We start from the raw sequence: 13,061 nt of genomic DNA, 5'->3' as shown, positions 1-13,061 counted from the left end.
GCAAACCCTCCTGTAAAGACAAGGACAGTTCCGCCCGATGGTTTCGACTCCTGCACCTGCTCTAGACAACTCTGGTCGTCAATACTTGCCTACGTTAGACCCTGCGACTGCTTCACCGAATCAAGTTCTAATGCCGCTGACTGCCCGCGCCAACGCACAGGATCATCTGGAAATCGGCGGCTGCGACGTGACAACGCTGGTGGAGAGATTTGGTTCGCCGCTGTACATATTAGATGAAGAAACGCTGCGAACAGCCTGTCGCCAATATCGAGAGGCCTTTCGTCAATACTATCCGGGCGAGTCGCTGGTGATCTACGCCTCCAAAGCCTGGAACTGTCTGGCTGTGTGTGCAGTGGTAGATAGCGAAGGGTTAGGGCTGGATGTCGTCTCTGGCGGGGAACTCTACACTGCGCTGAAAGCAGGCGTGTCGCCCGACAAGATTTACCTGCATGGCAACAATAAGTCGGTTGAGGAACTGTCGCTGGCTGTCAGCGCGGGCTGCACGATTGTCGTGGACAATTGGCAGGAATTGAAAACCCTGGTGTCTCTGGCGGCCGATTCGGAAACTTCGGAAACTGCTGGCGGCCAGCCGATTCGCATTCTGCTGCGCCTGACCCCCGGCATCGAGTGCCACACCCACGAATACATCCGCACCGGACATTTGGACAGCAAGTTTGGCTTCGATCCTGAGCAGTTGGACGAAGTGTTTGCCTATGTTAGCCAGCAGCCTGCGCTGCTGTGTGTTGGACTACACGCGCATATTGGGTCGCAAATTTTTGAGCTACAGGCCCATCAGGATTTGACCAGCGTTATGGTGCAATGGCTAAGCAAAGCGGCGCAGTATGGGCTGCCGATTAGTGAGCTGGATATTGGCGGTGGACTGGGCATCCGCTATACCGAGTCGGACGATCCGCCCAGCATTGAGGAGTGGGTGAAGGTGATTTGCGAGGGCATTATTCGCGCCTGCCAGCAGCAGGGCGTGGCGCTACCCCGGCTGATTGCGGAGCCAGGGCGATCGCTCATTGGGTCAGCCTGCGTTACGGCCTATCGCGTGGGGGGACAAAAGACGGTTCCCGGCATTCGCACCTACGTCACAGTCGATGGCGGCATGTCCGATAATCCCCGCCCGATTACCTATCAGTCGGTCTACCGCGCAGTGGTGGCCAATAAGCTGTCGGCCCCGATGACAGAATCAGTGGCGATCGCCGGAAAGCACTGCGAATCGGGCGATATCGTCATCAAAGACGCAAAACTGCCCCCCACTGAGCCAGGGGACGTGCTGGTGGTGATGGGTACGGGTGCATATAACTACAGCATGGCCTCCAACTACAACCGATTGCCCCGTCCGGCGGCGGTGCTGGTCAACCAGGGCGATGTCAGCCTGATCTTGCAGCGCGAAACGGTAGAAGACTTGATCCGCCAGGATCGCCTGCCAGAGCGACTGGTGCGGCGTGAGGGCTGAGGGCTATTGGGGAAGAGGGGGCATCCTAGTTCTGCAAGTTTGCCCTCATCCCCCAGCCCCTTCTCCCTAAGCGGGAGAAGGGGAGCCGGATTGGAAGTCCCTCTCCCGCTTTGGGAGAGAAATTTAGGATGAGGGTTACAAAAGTGGGATGCACCCGCGGAAGCGCAGCGTGAAGGGCGATCGCCCCCTCCCCTTTCCGTCGTTATCTCGCTTGTGCGCCGCAAGATTTTCCCGGCTTGCTTCCGGGTCTGATCTCCGGAGTCATCCGTTAGGGACGTGTATCAGGGAAAGGGCAACCCCTTGGTTTTCCGATCCCATCGGTCACTCACTGGTTCTTCTTGCCTCCCGCTCTTACAATTGGGGGGTGCGTTCTGTCCTCCGTAATACAGCTAGGACTTACGCAGTTGGACGATTTCTCGCAGGTGCAGCCCGCGAGAAATCGTCCAAAACCCAGAAAACTTATCGCAAGTGCGTAGGGTCTGACAGTTTTCTAACGGATGGTTAAGACGTATCGCCTGGTTTGAGGTTTTCACGGTATCTCTTGTGGCGAAGAGACGTTTTTGGACGGTTTGCCACGGATTTCGGGAAATACCTGTCCCTAACCCCATTCTTAAAATCTGTTTTCAGGAAATCTGTTTTCAGGTGCGATCGCACCTGCCATAGCTGCAATTTACACGGGGCATAATGCCTAGCACCAATTAACTGATGGGATCTTTGCTGAAGCAATGGCTGACAAACCCTGGCTGGACTCAGTCCTTGCTGCTGCATGGGATTGATGTTGTATTGGTGCTGATGCTGACCTACATGGTGCTAGTGATTATTGGCGATCGCCGCACGCTGTGGATGGTGCGCGGGTTAATCGTGCTGATGCTGGCTTCGGCGCTCAGCAAAGCCTTGAGCCTGCAACTGCTCAGCTTTGTGCTAGAAAAGCTAGTCATTGGATCTGCGGTGGCCATGGCCTTTATGCTGCAAGCAGAGTTTCGGCGGCTGCTGGAGCAGCTTGGGCGCGGCGAAATCTGGCAACTGCTGAAACCCGCCACCGAAGCAGTACCCAAATCTGACAGCGTGATTGATGAAATCGTCGATGCAGTCAAAGAACTGTCCCAAAATCGCACGGGCGCACTGCTGATCTTGGAAACCAACCGCCCCATCGACGAGCGCGATTTTTCGGTTCCTGGGGTCAAACTCAACGCTGAAGTTTCAAAGGAACTCTTGCAAACTATTTTTCAAACCTCAACGCTGCTCCACGATGGAGCCGTGCTGATTCGCGGGTCGCGGCTGGCCGCGGCGGGCGTAATTTTGCCCCTGTCAGAACGCAGCGCCTCGCGGCAACTGGGCACTCGCCACCGGGCTGCAATGGGAATTACTGAGCGAGTGGAGCAATGCCTCTGTATAGTGGTATCGGAAGAAACGGGTTCAATTTCTCTGGCAGAAGGCGGCATTTTGAACCGTCCCCTGACGAGCAGCAAGCTGCGAGAACTGCTCATTGCCCGGTTTTCTCAGTCGGTCGAGCGTGAACCCGTCGCCCCCCAGTTGCGGAGTTTGGGTCGCCAGTTTATCGATCGGCTCAAGCTCTTTTTGCCCCCTCCCTTTCGCATTTCCAAGTCGGCTTCTCGGAGAAAAAATGACAGCAAAGCCAACCGTTCTTAGAGACCTGCCCGCAGATTTGCAGCAGGAGCGACTCCCCAAACACGTTGCTGTGATTATGGACGGCAACGGTCGCTGGGCTAAACAGCGGGGCTTGCCGCGCATCATGGGTCATCGGCGGGGCGTTGATACCCTCAAGGAACTGCTGCGCTGCTGCCGAGATTGGGGCATCGGAGCCTTGACAGCCTACGCTTTTTCGACGGAAAACTGGGGTCGTCCACTGGAAGAGGTGGACTTTTTAATGACTTTGTTTGAGCGGGTGCTGCGCCAAGAACTCCGCGAAATGATGGAAGAACAGGTGCGGATTCGGTTTGTGGGAGATCTGTCGAGGCTGCCTGCGTCGCTGCGGGCTGAGATTGAGCGGTCGATGGCGGAAACCAGCCAAAATCAAGGTATTCAGTTTTCTGTGGCCACGAACTATGGCGGGCGGCAGGAGATTGTGCAGGCTTGTCGGGCGATCGCCACTCAGGTCGAGCAGGGCAAACTGCACTCGGAAGACATTGACGAGGCGCTGTTTTCTCAGCATTTATATACCCAGGGGACGGTCGATCCTGACCTGCTGATCCGCACCAGCGGCGAAATGCGAATCAGTAACTTCTTGCTGTGGCAGATGGCCTACGCCGAGATTTATATTACCGATACGCTGTGGCCCGACTTTGACCGGGCAGAGTTTCACCGGGCGCTGGTGGACTATCAACAGCGCGATCGCCGCTTTGGTCGTCTCTCTTCGTAAACCTACAACACGCATAGTATTTAGCTGCTTAGTTTTCGATCGGTTGCTGAGTTCACCTGTCCTACTGGCTTCAATCGCGCACTCACTGATGAGACAAATTGCTAACCAAATGCCTACTAGCTCTATCTCAGGGCAATTTCTCAGGGCAATTTCTCAGGGCAATTTGTCTGGATCTGCAATGCCGTAATTTTCTGGAGTGAACCATGTCAAACCTGCGCGGAATCCTTGGACGATTTTGGACAAATCTGAACTGGGAACTGGTGGACTTACTCACCAATCCAGCGAAAGTCACGCTCTTATTCGTCATCTTGCTGGCGTTGCTGTGGGTCGTTCCCAAACTCATCCCCGGTTCAAAAAACTGGATGCGGCAGCGAAAATCTCTAAAGCGCCTGCTGATGGGCGCGTTGGTGCTGTATTGGCTGATGGTTTCGCCGCTGGGTGCTGCCGCGCTCACCTATCCACTGGTGACTGCCCTACCCCCCGATTCGGGACAGACTGCTGATGCCATTGTCGTGCTGACGCGCAATTCTCGCGATGAGGGGCAACGCTACAAGACAGCCGTGGATCTCTATAAGCAAGGGCGATCGCCCCGGATCTTTGTAACGATGGAACACAACATGGAGGAGATCGCGGAACTGCTTGAACAACAAAACATTCCGCTATCGGTTCTCGCAGCAACACGGTGTGCCCGCACTACCAAGGACGAAGCCGAGTCAACGGCAACCATTTTGGGGCCCCAAGGCGTAGAGACGATTATCTTGATCACCGATCCGGCGCATCTAAAGCGGGCAACGTTGACCTTTGAGGGCTATGGCTTCTCGGTCATTCCCCATGCTGAAACTGCGCCAATTCCGTCTGCAAGGCGATCGCTCTTGGCGCTGCGAGAATATCCCGCCCTGGTCAGCTACCTGTTGCTGGGACGGTTTCACCCAGATTCGCCCGATGCGCTGAAAAATCCGCCCCCTGAACTGCTGGAAAAAGTCCGGGAGCGGGGATGCGCGATCGCCCCAAACTAAGCCAGCCGTTGCACCAGCAGACTGAAGTTTTCGCCTTGCGCCGCTTAGAGCGCTGATTAACTGATTGCTGATTAACTGAGTTAATTAGAGCGCTGATTAACTAGAGCGCCAATTACCGCGATGGGTTTGCAGAAGTCCGTCGCGTTTCCGTTTGCGTCGTCTTCGGCTTCTTGCCTGCATCACAGCTCAATGCATCACAGCCCAATGCATCACGGCCCAACAAAAATTGCCTCGTCCAAGTCTCGACGGCTTAGAGAATACTTGAACGATCGCACCAGATCTTGCCCGTTTTCGCCCGCACCAATATAGCGAACGGCAATGGAGTCTACATCCATCACAATTTCTGCTTCCCACTGAGGCTTTTGTACATACCAGCGATGCAAATTGTCGCGGTCTTGCTGGCAGCCCTGCGAAATGAGCCACTGCTCAATTTCGGGCAGCGGATGATTGTAGAGCGGCGTATCGGCAGGGGGGAGGGACATAAGGCGGTGTGAGGTGTGGGGATATGCGGAATAAAAGGGATCAAGCAGCGAGAAAAATACCTGCGTCACTCCATCACGGCATCGCTCGTGGCTTCTGGGTCAAAGTCCACTGGCTCACGATCGGAGACATCAGGGGGAGAGACCGTAGGGTGGGCTGTGGCCTGGTGAATAATTTCGACCAAGCGCTCGGACTTGAGGCTGGCGATGGTGAACTCGCCCCGCGAAACGCCCACCGCCAGCACCAGCAGCAGGCAGGCGACAAAGGTAACTCCCAGGATGAACAGGGCAAATAGCTCACCCGCAGACAGGGGGCGATCGCTCGGATCAAGATAAGCGCTTGATCGATAGCGGCGGGCTTCGGAAACGGGACGGTTGAAATTTGCCGGGGTCTGGATGACCGAAACGCGGGAATAGCCGTTTTTCAAGTCATAGGCGGCGCGGCGCTCTGGACTGCTCAGCGTGGCGTAGGCCTCGTTGAGGGCGTGAAACTTGGCCGTAGCCACGTCGGGCGGCAGTTCCGTCGTATCTGGGTGGTAGAGCTTGCTCAAGTCTCGATAGGCGCGACGAATCTCTTGCACCGATGCCGTATGGCGCAGCCCCAGAACAGTGTAGTAGTTGGTGGATGGTGGCGTGGGATAGGTCGCATCGGGTGATTGCCCTGGCACTGTAAATCCTCCGGTTTTGGAGCAGCCCCTAATTTTTAGTTCGTATAGCGCTAGGACTTACGCCCTTGCGATTAAACTTTTTGGCTTTTGGACGATGGCTCGCGGGCGCAGCCTGGGAGCCATCGTCCAACTGCGTAAGTCCTAAGCTCATATTTTTAACTAATTTTAACCAAATGTCTGGGCGATCGCGCTAGGGGAACGCTTTTGAAGCAGGTCACGGAACCACTGCTCCGTGCGATCGCCCATCGCCTGCATCGAGTAGTGGGCTTCGGCGCGGCGACGACAGGCCGCCCGATCGATTTGCCCCAGCTTGTCAACAGCCGCCACCAGTTCAGCTACCTGGTCCGGCTCCACCAGCCAGCCCGTTTCCCCATCGGTGATAATTTCCGACGGGCCGCCCCGGCGGTAGGCAATGACGGGTACGCCGCAGGCCAGCGCTTCCACGGCCACATTGCCGAATGCCTCAACCCATTTAGGAGTCATGACCAGCGCCCGACAGCGGCCCAGATCTTGCTGCAATTCTTCGGTTGAAAGAAATCCCCGGTACTCGACCGGCGCATCAGGATAGCGCTGCTGGATTTGCTGCCAGTAGGCGGGATCGGGCATCGCCCCCCACACCGAGAGGGGAATTTGGGTTTGTGCAGCGAGGGCGATCGCGTCTTCCAGTCCCTTTTCGGGAGCCAGTCGCCCCACCCAGCCCAGTCGATTCTCTGGCTCGGCACAAAACTCGTAGCGCGACAGATCCAGACCGTTGCCCAGCACGCGGAATCCGCCTGCATCTGGAAAAGTATCCACCTGGGCGTGGCTGTGGGCAGCAAGCGTGCCCGGAAACGTGCGGGCGACTTGCTGAATGGCAGCATCCATCGCCGCCGACAGCGATCCCATGCTGATCAGATGCGCCACGGGCCGCTGAAAAAAGGGCGTGAGGTAGAGCGGCAGCCAGTCGTAGGCAAAGTTCACCAGCACATCAACGTCGTGCTGCACTTGGCGGGCATAGTCCCACATGTTGCCCAGCACAGACTCTGGCGGTAGGGTAATCGGATCGGTATAGTGCTGGGTCTGGGCGCTGGTTTGCAGCTTGCCAGGAATCTGGGCGATCGCCACGGGGGCCGCGTCGGCAGACTGCGGCAGTTGGGAACCCTGCGGCGCGACGATTTGCACCCGGTGGCCCCGCCGGGTCATCTCTATTGCCAGGTTGTACAGCGTCAATTCCACACCGCCACCCAGCCCGGTGCCCAGCGGTGCAACTGGGGTGGAAAGAAACAGCAGCCGCAGAGCGGAACAGTCGGAAAGGATTTGGGAGGTCATGGGGACGTGGTGAGGAGCGATCGCGCTTGGTCGCAGTCTTGCTGAATTTGCGCCTTCAGCGCGTCGAGGGAATCAAACTTTTGCTCAGCGCGGAGAAATGCCTCTAGGCCGACCACCAGCGTTTTGCCGTAGAGATCGCCCGCCCAGTCCAGCAGGTGAACTTCTACCTGGCGCTGGCTGCCGTCTACCGTTGGACGATAGCCCAGGTTCATCACGCCGGGCTGCGGCTGCCTTGCCGGGTCTGCGGGGGGGGAGCCTAAGGCGTTGGGAAAAGCCTCAGTCTGAACCCAAACTCGAACCGCATACACGCCCAGCCGGGGCAAAAACTTTTCTTCGGGCAGGCGCAGATTTGCAGTGGGAAAGCCGAGCGATCGCCCCAACTGCTGCCCCTTCACTACGTCGCCGACGAGCAGGTAGGGTCGTCCCAGCAGCCGCGCAGCGGGCCGCACAAGTCCTTGCTGCAAATAGTCGCGGATGGTGGAACTGCTGACCCGCTCGCCGTCCAGCGTATACATGGGCACGATGTGAACGGGAATGTCGTACCGAGCGGCGATCGCCCGCAAATCTTCCGCCGTGCCCGCCCGCTTGTGCCCAAAGCAAAAATTCTCGCCCACGCTAATTTCCTGCGCCGCCAGCGATCGCACCAAAATCTGCTCTACAAATGCCTCTGGCGACAGGCACGATAGGGCATGGTCGAACGGTAGCCGCACCAGTTGCGCGACCCCAAGGGGTTTGAGTTGAGCCACCTTTTCCGCCAGCGGAGTCAGCAAATCGCGGCGCTTGCCCGTAAAAAACTCGCGGGGGTGGGGGTGGAACGTCACAACGGTCGGAACAGGGGCGATCGCGCCAGAACCCACAGCACAAGTTGCCCGAAACTGCTGCGCGGCCAGCCAAACAGGTTCAATCACAGTTTGATGCCCTGGGTGAACGCCGTCAAAGTTTCCCAGGGCAACGACTGTCGGGGTTTTTACCGTCTCTAAGCAGGAAGTGATCCACACGCTTTACATTCTGACACAGAGCGGCTGAGCGAGGTGGAACCTGGATTGTATCTGCTGTCAAAGGCTAAATCTAATCCCAGACTCAGGCAGAAATGCTGGCTTGCGAAGCAGCAGGCTTGCCGTCAGTTGTGTCTGCTGATTCTGCTGATTCTGCGGATGCTGCTGCCTCTGCCATTACGTCAATCTCCAGCCCTTCGTAGGCAACGATGCTGTTGGGAAAATGCTTGCGGGTGTCTTCCTGGACGCGATCCATAAACTCGTCGCTGTGCAGCGGGTCGTGGTGGAAGATCACGACTTTCTTCACGTTCGCTGCCTTCGCAACCTTCACCGCTTCCTGCCAAGTCGAATGTCCCCAGCCAACCTTGCTGGATTTTTCGGAGTAGTATTCCTCGTCGGTATAGGTGGCATCGTAGATCATGACATCCGCGTTGCGACAGAGCCAGAGGACGTTTTCATCCAGCCGATCGGGAAAATGCTCGGTGTCGGTGATATAAGCAACCGCGCGATCGCCCCAGTTGACTCGATACCCCACCGACTCGCCCGGATGGTTCAGCAGGGCGTTTTCTACCAGCACGTCCCCCACCTGCACCGACTCTCCAATCTCTAGGTCGCAGAAGTTCATATCCGCCCCCATGATTTGCAGCGGCACGGGGAAGTTGGGATGCAGCATCTGGTCATTAAGCCGCTGCTCGATGGTGGAGCCGTTGGGGGCGATCGCCCCATAAATATTGAACTTGTTGCCTTTGACAAAGGCTGGCACAAAAAACGGAAAGCCCTGGATGTGATCCCAGTGGGAATGGGTAAAGAACATATTGATTCGCAGCGGCATCTCTCGCAGCAAAGACTGCCCCAGCACTCGTAGCCCCGTGCCGCCATCGAAAATCAGCCGCTCTCCAGCGACGCGCATTTCCACACAGGAGGTATTTCCCCCATAGCGCACCGTCTCTGCGCCAGGACAGGCAATACTGCCCCTCACACCCCAGAAGTGAATCGTAAACTGGTTTTTCACGCTAGACATTTGTGGTTCTTACTGGACTGATGTCGGCCCTGCCAAACAAGACCTTCTCGTTGCGTGCGCTCTCATCCGTGAATGCTTCGGGTCTTAATGGGTGGCTTCCAGGTGTTTGGCGGTTCGAGTATGCAGCCCTAGACAACATCGGCAACATCAGCAGAATTGACAATATGCGGCAAATATCTGGCAATACTCCTATGCTACCTACGCCAAATGCCCTAAGGAACAGTTCACCCTGGTTGCACCGTACCTCTGACTTGAGCTATCTGGAGGTAGAACCAGGCTCAACGCACCACTCACCAAGCTATGCCCCTATTGTAAAGGGGGAAAGACCGTCCGGCTGCACCTTGACCTTAGAGTTCCCTCTTCATCATGACATTGCTCTAATCTCACAAGAAATTTTGTTTGCTGCAAATTCATAGAACCAAATTCAAAAAAACTTTCAGCATCGGTGCAGCACTAGGGTTTTGCCCGCGAGGGTGGAAATTTGCGACTGGCTCGTTCATCATGCTTCATTCAGTTGAAGCTGACATCCGCAATTCATAGAAAAAATTCAGATTCTATAACCTTTTGAACTTTGTTTGAAATTTGATTGAAATTTGTCAAGAAACGAGTGCTGTTCTTCGGCTAACCGATTATCCACCTCGATCCCATACTGCATTTGCTGCATTTGCCCCCATCTCTGACAAACTGGCCGAGTGGCTGCTGGCCGAGTGACTGTAGCCTGGCTTGCGGCTGAGCTTGACTCCTTATTCAACCGATAACGTCCAATCCCGGAGATGATGCAAACCGTGGGCACAGGAAAGGTTATATTGCAGCGGCGTAATAGTGATGTAGTGCTGGCGAATGGCCTGGACATCGGTCATCATTTGATTCAGCCATGTTCCGCTGGCTTCACCGAGCCGGGTTTGCGAAGTCACCACCAGTTCTAGGTCTGGCTGCGGCACGTCTTCCAACAGCTCGCCCGCCAGCCAGTAATAGGTTTTGCCCCTGGGGTCAATTCGTTTTTCAAACTGGTCAATGTAGCGCCGGAGTCCCTGTCGAGTTATAGCTACGCCCGCAATTTTTTCGACAGGCACAGCAGGCACGTTGACATTCAGCAGCATCGGCTGGGGCAGCGGGTTGGCGGCCAAGTAGGCAACGAGCCGCTGGGCAAAGTTGGCAGCAGGCTGAAAATCTTTTGAGGAGAAGCTGGTGAGGCTGAAGGCAATGCCAGTTACATCTTCGATAACGCCTTCCATCGCCGCCGAAACAGTCCCCGAATACAGCACGTCTGTGCCCAGATTGGAGCCGTGGTTGATGCCCGATAGCACCATGTCAGGGGGACTGTTGAGGAGCGCTCCCAGCGCCAGCTTTACGCAGTCAGAAGGGGTGCCCGAACAGGCCCAGGCCGTGACGCTGGGCTGGAAAATGCCTTCGACCTGCTCTGCACGAATCGGCTTGTGGAGGGTTAGCCCATGCCCAGTGGCCGACCGCTCTCGGTCGGGGCAGACGACGGTGATTTGATGCCCTGCTTGGGCGAGGGTGTTTGCCAGGGTGCGAATTCCTAGAGAAAAAATTCCGTCATCGTTGCTGATTAAGAGGTGCATAGTGGGTGGTTTGATTGAGGTGAGGCCCATTCAGAATTATGAAAGCGATTGGCTGGCTTATCCATTACTATTCTTCCTCTGCTATTCTCCGCTTGCGCCATGCTTCTGTTGTAAAGGGCGATCCTGTAGGGAGGAGGGTCATTGAGGGATGAAGCTCGGTAAACTATCGGTAAACTAAGGGAGTAGGGATTGTAGTTCTACGCCGACTGTTGCTCTTGAAGACTGGCTCGAAGAGATTCCTCTTTCCTGGTTCTTCTAGGTGACTTCTCCCCAGTCCTTTTCAGACATTCCTCAGACATTCCTTTCAGAACAACCTGCCAGACAACCTGTATGACCACCCAGTTGGTAGAGCTAGAAACCCAGTTGACGACGTTGCAGCAAGAAGCCGAAGGGGCGATCGCCGCTGCTGCTTCCCTCGAAGATTTAGAACAACTCCGGATCAAGTATTTGGGCAAAAAGGGCAGCCTGTCGCAAGTGCTGGGCGGCATGGGGCGGCTGAGCGCCGAAGAGCGTCCCCGCATTGGGGCCCTGGCCAATGAGGTCAAGGAAGTCGTGCAAACGGGGCTGGATCAGAAAAAGGCGGCGCTGCAAGCAGCCCAGATTGAGGCCCAACTGGCCGCGGAAACCCTGGACGTGACCATGCCCGGAACGTTCCGTCCCCAAGGGCGAAACCATCCCCTAACCAGCACCATCGACCGGGCGCTCGATATTTTTGTGGGTCTGGGTTATACCGTGGCCCAGGGCCCCGAAATGGAAACCGACTACTACAACTTTGAGGCGCTCAATACGCCCGCTGACCACCCGGCGCGGGATATGCAGGATACGTTCTATCTGCCTGATGGCAACCTGCTGCGAACCCACACGTCTTCGGTGCAGATTCGCTATATGGAGGCGAACGAACCGCCGATCCGCGTGGCGGCTCCGGGGCGGGTCTATCGACGCGATACGGTGGATGCGACTCATTCGGCGGTGTTTCACCAGATCGAAATTCTGGCGGTGGATGAGGGGCTAACCTTCACCGATCTGCGCGGTACGATCAAGACTTTTTTGGAAGAAATGTTTGGCGAGATCGAGGTACGGTTTCGGCCCAGTTTCTTCCCATTCACGGAGCCATCGGCGGAGGTAGACGTGCGCTGGCGGGGACGCTGGCTGGAGGTGCTGGGCTGCGGCATGGTCGATCCCAACGTGCTAAAGGCGGTTGGCTATGACCCGGAAATTTACACGGGCTTTGCGGCCGGCTTCGGGGTGGAGCGGTTTGCGATGGTGCTGCACCAGATGACCGACATCCGCGACCTCTATAAGAGCGATCTGCGCTTTTTGCGACAGTTTTAGTCTGGCAAGTCATGGTCTAAGTTGGCGGTTGAACCGTGCTTGCTCTGCTGAACTTGCGCCGTCGAACTTGCGCTGTTGAACTTGCTATGCTTGCTATGCTGTCCAAATTGTGCGGTCAGACCAAATTGTGCGGTCAGATTGTGCTGTTGCAGCGGGCTGTTGCAGCGGGCTGTTGCAGCGGGCTGTTAAAGTGAGCTGTTGAAGTGGGCTGCCAAAACATGCCGGCAGAATGTTACGTTTATTAACGTTGGGAGCGTGAATTTCTAAAACGACCATGCGTTTACTTCGAGCGTTGCTAGGTCTGGTGTTTGGGCTGTGGGTGGGGCTGATGGGGCTGCCGCAAGGGGCGATCGCCGCGAGTTCTGCTGCCATCCGCGCCTACGACGACGTAGAAGCCACCACCAAAAATTTTTCAGGACAACAGTTGATTCAAGCCGAGTTTGCTAATGCTCAGCTTGCTGGAGCAGACTTCAGCGGTGCTGACCTGCGCGGGGCTGTGTTCAATGGCTCCACGCTTACGGGGGCCAACCTGCAAGGAATTGACATGACCGATGGGATTGCCTACCTCAGCAATTTTGCAGGGGCCGACCTGAGCAATGCCGTGCTGACTTCTGCCATGCTGCTGAAAAGCAACTTCAAGGGCGCGAAGGTGGACGGAGCCGATTTTACCTTTGCCATGCTGGATCGAGAGCAAGTGCTGCATCTTTGCAAAACGGCATCAGGTATAAACCCGGTGACTGGCGCTGATACACGAGAATCGCTGGGATGTAAGTAGGATTTTCTGGCGGGTTTCTAGGCGGCTCCCTAACTGCCTCGC

General features: G+C 56.2%; 12 protein-coding genes. 6 read left to right on the top strand and 6 right to left on the bottom strand.

What is annotated here, in order from left to right; genetic code table 11:
* The first annotated feature begins 37 nt into the window (after nucleotides 1–37).
* From lysA to HNI00_RS18730, 4 genes are all read left to right on the top strand, one after another.
* Complete coding sequence (lysA, locus tag HNI00_RS18745) at nucleotides 38–1,462, top strand: diaminopimelate decarboxylase (RefSeq protein WP_316788407.1); 1,425 nt, start codon at nucleotides 38–40, stop codon at nucleotides 1,460–1,462.
* Nucleotides 1,463–2,167: 705 nt separating this feature from the next.
* Nucleotides 2,168–3,112 (top strand): diadenylate cyclase CdaA, encoded by a 945-nt coding sequence (gene cdaA / locus HNI00_RS18740; protein ID WP_172355433.1) that lies wholly within the window; start codon nucleotides 2,168–2,170, stop codon nucleotides 3,110–3,112.
* The gene (locus HNI00_RS18735; protein ID WP_172355431.1) at nucleotides 3,087–3,842 is read left to right on the top strand and encodes an isoprenyl transferase; all 756 of its coding nucleotides are present in this window, start codon (nucleotides 3,087–3,089) and stop codon (nucleotides 3,840–3,842) included. The genes cdaA and HNI00_RS18735 overlap by 26 nt, the downstream gene beginning before the upstream one ends.
* A 203-nt stretch (nucleotides 3,843–4,045) precedes the next feature.
* Complete coding sequence (locus HNI00_RS18730; protein WP_316788403.1) at nucleotides 4,046–4,858, top strand: YdcF family protein; 813 nt, start codon at nucleotides 4,046–4,048, stop codon at nucleotides 4,856–4,858.
* 209 nt (nucleotides 4,859–5,067) lie between these two features.
* Here the strand turns inward: HNI00_RS18730 and HNI00_RS18725 are convergent, their stop codons facing one another.
* The 6 genes from HNI00_RS18725 to surE form a co-directional block, all read right to left on the bottom strand.
* Nucleotides 5,068–5,340, bottom strand: coding sequence for a DUF3143 domain-containing protein (locus HNI00_RS18725; protein ID WP_316788401.1), 273 nt, complete (start codon nucleotides 5,338–5,340; stop codon nucleotides 5,068–5,070).
* Nucleotides 5,341–5,405: 65 nt separating this feature from the next.
* Nucleotides 5,406–6,005, bottom strand: a complete 600-nt coding sequence (locus tag HNI00_RS18720; protein WP_316788398.1) for a J domain-containing protein — start codon at nucleotides 6,003–6,005, stop codon at nucleotides 5,406–5,408.
* A 165-nt stretch (nucleotides 6,006–6,170) separates the two neighbouring features.
* Nucleotides 6,171–7,313 carry a glycosyltransferase family 4 protein gene (locus HNI00_RS18715; protein ID WP_316788396.1) on the bottom strand — a complete coding sequence of 381 codons (1,143 nt, stop codon included), beginning with the start codon at nucleotides 7,311–7,313 and terminating at the stop codon, nucleotides 6,171–6,173.
* Nucleotides 7,310–8,311, bottom strand: a complete 1,002-nt coding sequence (locus tag HNI00_RS18710; protein ID WP_316788393.1) for a bifunctional riboflavin kinase/FAD synthetase — start codon at nucleotides 8,309–8,311, stop codon at nucleotides 7,310–7,312. The genes HNI00_RS18715 and HNI00_RS18710 overlap by 4 nt, the downstream gene beginning before the upstream one ends.
* 82 nt (nucleotides 8,312–8,393) lie before the next feature.
* Nucleotides 8,394–9,329 carry an MBL fold metallo-hydrolase gene (locus HNI00_RS18705; RefSeq protein ID WP_316788392.1) on the bottom strand — a complete coding sequence of 312 codons (936 nt, stop codon included), beginning with the start codon at nucleotides 9,327–9,329 and terminating at the stop codon, nucleotides 8,394–8,396.
* A gap of 743 nt (nucleotides 9,330–10,072) precedes the next feature.
* On the bottom strand, nucleotides 10,073–10,912 hold the full coding sequence (gene surE / locus HNI00_RS18700; RefSeq protein WP_277773616.1) for a 5'/3'-nucleotidase SurE: 840 nt from the start codon (nucleotides 10,910–10,912) through the stop codon (nucleotides 10,073–10,075).
* A gap of 330 nt (nucleotides 10,913–11,242) precedes the next feature.
* Here surE and pheS point away from each other — a divergent pair, with 330 nt between their 5' ends.
* Both pheS and HNI00_RS18690 read left to right on the top strand, forming a co-directional pair.
* A complete protein-coding gene (gene pheS / locus HNI00_RS18695; protein ID WP_172355415.1) occupies nucleotides 11,243–12,244 on the top strand; it encodes a phenylalanine--tRNA ligase subunit alpha in 1,002 nt (333 codons plus the stop codon).
* A gap of 274 nt (nucleotides 12,245–12,518) precedes the next feature.
* On the top strand, nucleotides 12,519–13,019 hold the full coding sequence (locus HNI00_RS18690) for a pentapeptide repeat-containing protein (RefSeq protein ID WP_316788387.1): 501 nt from the start codon (nucleotides 12,519–12,521) through the stop codon (nucleotides 13,017–13,019).
* The last annotated feature ends 42 nt before the right edge of the window (nucleotides 13,020–13,061 follow it).

The sequence above is a fragment of the Thermoleptolyngbya oregonensis NK1-22 genome (assembly GCF_032705245.1).
Classification (GTDB): Bacteria; Cyanobacteriota; Cyanobacteriia; order Elainellales; family Elainellaceae; genus Thermoleptolyngbya; species Thermoleptolyngbya sichuanensis.
Note: the sequence above shows the minus strand (reverse complement) of the source record. Positions and strands in the feature narration are given on the sequence as shown.